The sequence below is a fragment of the Microcystis sp. M53603_WE2 genome, assembly GCF_030065435.1.
This window is the reverse complement of record NZ_JASJFF010001046.1, coordinates 1-5,249: the sequence shown is the minus strand read 5'-3', so window position 1 is coordinate 5,249 and position 5,249 is coordinate 1. Positions and strand designations below refer to the sequence as shown.

The following is a 5,249-nucleotide window of genomic DNA, read 5'->3' as shown; positions in this document are numbered from 1 at the left end:
CTTTTTCCTGTTTCAATCCCTAATAGGGTTTAAGATTAATTGGAACTATCATTATATTCCCCCCGGTGATTGCTGGGGAAAAGTTTCAATCCCTAATAGGGTTTAAGATTAATTGGAACTGGAACAAGCATTAACAAGCCATAGCTATTCCCCCTTTTTGTTTCAATCCCTAATAGGGTTTAAGATTAATTGGAACTTGAAAATCACCTAGGAGGTATCTGAGGGGGAAAGGGCTGTGGTTTCAATCCCTAATAGGGTTTAAGATTAATTGGAACCCGAGACGGTTTGCACCACGATGATCCCGATACGATCGCGGGTTTCAATCCCTAATAGGGTTTAAGATTAATTGGAACTAGTCAAGCAAATCTTTAAAAATAGCTGCAAGTTGTTTCAATCCCTAATAGGGTTTAAGATTAATTGGAACAATTATATGTCCGATGGGCATTAATCCTTACCTACGGTTTCAATCCCTAATAGGGTTTAAGATTAATTGGAACAATAAACTCCCCAGCTACTGTAAAACCTCTTACATTAGTTTCAATCCCTAATAGGGTTTAAGATTAATTGGAACTTTTTCTCCTTTTAGAGCGCCCTTTTCGCAAAAGTTTCAATCCCTAATAGGGTTTAAGATTAATTGGAACTATTGTGCAGACTTAGGCGGGGTTTCTACTGGAAAGTTTCAATCCCTAATAGGGTTTAAGATTAATTGGAACCCTAAATTCTCCCCTTCTTCATCAAGGTATTCTGCTTGTTTCAATCCCTAATAGGGTTTAAGATTAATTGGAACTTGAGAGCATCAGTTTTTCCATCGGCAAGCCACAGCCGGTTTCAATCCCTAATAGGGTTTAAGATTAATTGGAACTTGAGGGTGATCCGGTGGAGTTGGCGGTTAAACGGTTTCAATCCCTAATAGGGTTTAAGATTAATTGGAACTTGCCGCTTGATCACAGTCGATCCAAATAAAGCCTCGTTTCAATCCCTAATAGGGTTTAAGATTAATTGGAACTGGTAGAAGCGGCTGCCGAAGCCAATATGTCTCCGTTTCAATCCCTAATAGGGTTTAAGATTAATTGGAACGGGATTAAGTTAACTGGAAATTTGGAAATACAGAGTTTCAATCCCTAATAGGGTTTAAGATTAATTGGAACTGGTGTAACAACTAGAAATTCGGAATCTGCCGGTTTCAATCCCTAATAGGGTTTAAGATTAATTGGAACCGCCCAGTGGTAAAAGCCGTACGCTATGGGATTTTCAAGGTTCCGTTGCGCCGCACCCGCAATAAACCCATTGTACAGCAAGTGACCCACTTCTTCAAGAACCCGCAAAACCTTACGGGATAAGGTGCGCCCCGCGTTGGAAAGGAAAATCATCTCGAATCTATATTCCATAAGCTTTTCAGCCACCAGATAATAGTTAAGGATTTTTACAGCTACCCGGAAGCGCAACCGAGCTAAACAAAAAAAATTGTATTATCCCGGGGTAACTCACCACCGATGCGTTCCACTTTACCCCGACAACAGGCGCAGAGAAAATAAAAGCGGATGCTATCGGTATCGGGTTTGATCAACTTACTCAAGCGCCCGCGCAGCTTAGCGTACTGGGTATCGGTTAGATCGCACTCAAAAACACTATACTGCACCCGTTGGCCGTAGGACTTTAACGTATTGTGAATTTTGGTTCGTCGCTTATCGTCGGAAATATCGTAACTGACAACAAAATACATGATCGCCTCTATCTACTTTAAAATCAAAGGTGGATACTTATCCGTCTCGTCCATGAGATATTTCGCCATTAGTCGGGCCTGAATCTCGAAAGCTTCTTGATAAGTACACTGTTTACCCATTACCGGATGCTTAAACTTGGATTGTTTCTTCTGTTCGTACAAGCGCAGGAAAATCTGTAATCCCTCTCTCGTCAAGGAAACCGCACCGCTTAAGGGTTCGGTGGTGAAATGTTCGGGGGTAAGATAAGGATGATTGACCCCATTGAGAACCACGGCATCAACGACGATCGCTCTAAATTCTTCCATCAGATCTAGTGCCAGCGAGGGGCGACCGTAGCGTTGATAGTGAAGATAACCGAGATAGGGGTCAAAACCGACCAAATTGATCGCACTCTGCACGTCATGGCGCAATAACGCATAACCCAGACTCAAAAGAGAATTGACCGGATCTCGCGGGGGGCGACGGTTACGCGAGGTAAAGGTAAAAGTATCGCCGAGAATTAAGGAATCAAAACAACTGAAATAGGCTGCGCTTCCGGCTCCTTCTAAACCCCGGAGAGAATCGATCGCCGAGGTTGTTGCGATCGAGCCGATCGCTGCTTCCAAACAAGCGATCGCCGTTTGTAAATCCAACTCTTTTCGATCTCGTTGACGACGGAGTAGAATGTTGCGGTAATTCTTCAGCTTGCCGCGGACGAATCCCCGCACTAATTGAATGGCTTTCGGAGAATCGCCGGCGGCCTGCCATTGCGCTCGACGAACGAAAATATTTTTGGTCATCTCCGGTTCCAATCTACCGAGATAGCGTCCGGTGGATGTGACGAAACTGAGCGGAATATGACGTTCCAACAATTCGATCACCAATGCGGGAGAAACTGAACCCCGTCCGAAAATCACCACTCCTTCCACGTTCAATAGAGGTACATCGAGGATCGTTTCCTTGGATGCTTTGACCGTTAAACGCTCGTCATTTTTGCCGAGAAATGCGTCTTCTCTTGTCACATATACCGTTCCCATATTTTTTAGTCTTCCTCTCGATATCGTTGGACTTTTTCGGTTAATCGGGGCAAGCAGCGATCGAACAAACTGCATCCCTTGCAGCGGGGAGAATAGACCGCCGGGGGCATTTTTCCCGTCTGGATCAGGGTTTCAACTGCTCGGATCGTAGCGATCGCCCGTTGCCGTAGAGCAAGATCGATCGCCACCGGTTGACGCTGGTGAGAACTGGCATAGTAGATATAGCCGGTATCTAGCCTTTTTCCAGTCATTTCTTCCAAACACAGAGCTTGAGCGCACACCTGCAACTCGTCGTTATCCCATTCGCCTTTACTGCCCCGTTTGTATTCCACGGGGATAAATTCGCCATCCTGGGACTCGATCAGATCGGCTTTACCGATGAGACGGTAATTATCTGATTTAAGCCAGATCGCCCGAATTTGCCATATTTCCTCGCGGGTTGCCGCCCCGACGGTGTGAACTCGCTCGTGTAAATTTGTTCCCTCGATCGTGTAGCTATTATCGAGAAATTCCCCGGCGACGAACATTCTCCAACAACGGTGGGGACAGTAGGCGTAATGGTTGAGAGCGGCGATCGGTATGTAATCAGATTCATCCATGGCTATCTTTTCTCCTTAGCAATTCTGCGAGTCATCCCCATTCCCATGGTGGTTTTCCGTCCCACTCCCGCATAGAGGGCAAAATCCGCCAGTACATTAATCGCTTTAATCTTTGCGGGTTCCACCTCTCCCAAAAGACGATAGTGAATCTCACCCACACAACCGATCGAATGGTTTTTATAGGCTTCGTCGGCTAATTTCGTTTGAATATCGAAGAAACTGGGGAAAATCGACTCTAGGGCAATAGAATCGAAGGGGATACCGCTATAGCGATTCCAACGACCGAGAAGGCTATTAAACACCAGTTCCCGCGTCGGTAAGGCACTATCGAATTTTCCCTGCCGGAAGGTGACGGGGGTAGCGAAAAGGAAATTAAATTCCCGATTCGTTTCCGAGGCGTTTTCATACAGGTCTTGATAAGTACAAGAGTTCGCCCAGGGTTGAACCGATTGCGGGGTGGCGAGGACGCTAGTGATGACGAGATCGGCGGAACCGAGATGCCAGGGTTGTTTTGGATTGAGATTCAACCAGAGCGAAGTTAATTTACCAAATAATCGGTCATCGAGCAGAGAAATCCGCCACCAGCAGGGAGTTTCGGGGGCGATCTCCCGTTCGTGTCGCCACTGCGGGGAATTTATCGTTTTTCCCCCGGATTGCATCTGTAGTGGCGATAAGGTGAAGGCTTTATCTGCCTCGGCTGCGTGTAGAATGTTCCCTAATTCCTGATCAACACTACTGACAAGGGTAAGGAATAGCGCGTGAAGGTGTCGTCCGGTGAGAAAATTCGGATAGATCGGCGATCGGGGTGTGAGATTGAGAACGAGACTGTAGGGCATTAACTTAATCGGGCCTTGGCAAAAATTTGTCTGGGGGTTAGGGTTAAATCGGGAAGGAGAATATCGCTAATTTCGTCATCGCCTTTTTTAATCGCCGGGGGTGCGTCGGGATAGAAAATTGTGATCTGCTTGGCCCGGGGATCGACGATCCAGACGCGACTGACTCCCGCTTTTAGGTAGTCCACGGCTTTTTCGCTCAGGCTGCTGAAGGATTGTTCCGGAGAGATAATTTCGATGACTAATTCCGGGGGAACGGGACAAGCTTCATCGGTGAGGGGAATATCTCCTAACCTTTCCGGGGAAATGTAGAGAAGATCGGGAACGGGACACCAATCTCGATCGTTTTTGCTGAGAATGATTGCCCATTCGATTCCCACTTCTCCCCGTCCTTGATTCCAGCGATCGAGTACGAGAAATAAAGCACCAGTTAAACGAGAATGAAAGAATTTCGGTGACATTTTTGCGATCGCTTCTCCATCGACTAATTCATAGGTAATATCGCCATCGGGATCGGTTAGCGAGAGAAATTCTGGTAAAGTGAGGGATTTAGAAGATATAAGAGTCATGGTCAATTTTCAACCGAAGCGATAGGACAATCGAGCGGGAATTTTCAGATCGGGGCGATCGCTTATAACGAGACTGTAGGGCATTAAGTAGCTGGTTATAATTAAATTAAAAATGGACTTTAGCTTCGATCCCCCCTGCCCCCCTTGATAAGGGGGGTGTCGATCCCCCCTGCCCCCCTTGATAAGGGGGGTGCCGATAGGCGGGGGGATCCCCCTTAATAAGGGGGGCATCTGATGATTTTTAACGCCTACCTACTTAACTTAATCGGGCCTTGGCAAAAATTTGTCTGGGAGTTAGGGTTAAATCGGGGAGGAGAATATCGCTAATCTCGTCATCGCCTTTTTTAATCGCCGGGGGTGCGTCGGGATAGAAAATCGTGATCTGCTTGGCCCGGGGATCGACGATCCAGACGCGACTGACTCCCGCTTTTAGGTAGTCCACGGCTTTTTCGCTCAGGCTGCTGAAAGATTGTTCCGGAGAGATAATTTCGATGACTAATTCCGGGGG

At 46.6% G+C, this 5,249-nt stretch carries 6 protein-coding genes and 1 CRISPR repeat array; all 6 genes read right to left on the bottom strand.

All coding sequences use genetic code 11. From position 1 onward, the window contains the following. Positions 1-9 precede the first annotated feature (9 nt). A CRISPR array of direct repeats spans positions 10-1,217; the repeat unit is 37 nt; unit sequence GTTTCAATCCCTAATAGGGTTTAAGATTAATTGGAAC. Between the two features lie 233 nt (positions 1,218-1,450). Then, on the bottom strand, positions 1,451-1,723 hold the full coding sequence (cas2, locus tag PX481_RS22050; RefSeq protein ID WP_002742874.1) for a CRISPR-associated endonuclease Cas2: 273 nt from the start codon (positions 1,721-1,723) through the stop codon (positions 1,451-1,453). Between the two features lie 12 nt (positions 1,724-1,735). Further along, positions 1,736-2,740: a type I-D CRISPR-associated endonuclease Cas1d gene (gene cas1d, locus PX481_RS22045; protein WP_002762272.1), complete on the bottom strand. Its 1,005-nt coding sequence runs from the start codon at positions 2,738-2,740 to the stop codon at positions 1,736-1,738. 5 nt (positions 2,741-2,745) lie between these two features. Further along, positions 2,746-3,339: a CRISPR-associated protein Cas4 gene (gene cas4 / locus PX481_RS22040; protein ID WP_002762270.1), complete on the bottom strand. Its 594-nt coding sequence runs from the start codon at positions 3,337-3,339 to the stop codon at positions 2,746-2,748. Between the two features lie 2 nt (positions 3,340-3,341). After that, entirely contained in the window at positions 3,342-4,175 is an 834-nt protein-coding gene (gene cas6, locus PX481_RS22035) for a CRISPR-associated endoribonuclease Cas6 (protein ID WP_002762268.1), read from the bottom strand. Further along, positions 4,175-4,741 carry a Uma2 family endonuclease gene (locus PX481_RS22030; RefSeq protein ID WP_002762267.1) on the bottom strand — a complete coding sequence of 189 codons (567 nt, stop codon included), beginning with the start codon at positions 4,739-4,741 and terminating at the stop codon, positions 4,175-4,177. The genes cas6 and PX481_RS22030 overlap by 1 nt, the downstream gene beginning before the upstream one ends. Before the next feature lie 256 nt (positions 4,742-4,997). Beyond that, positions 4,998-5,249, bottom strand: a 252-nt coding sequence (locus PX481_RS22025) for a Uma2 family endonuclease (RefSeq protein WP_288095985.1), incomplete at its 5' end; no start/stop codon positions are given.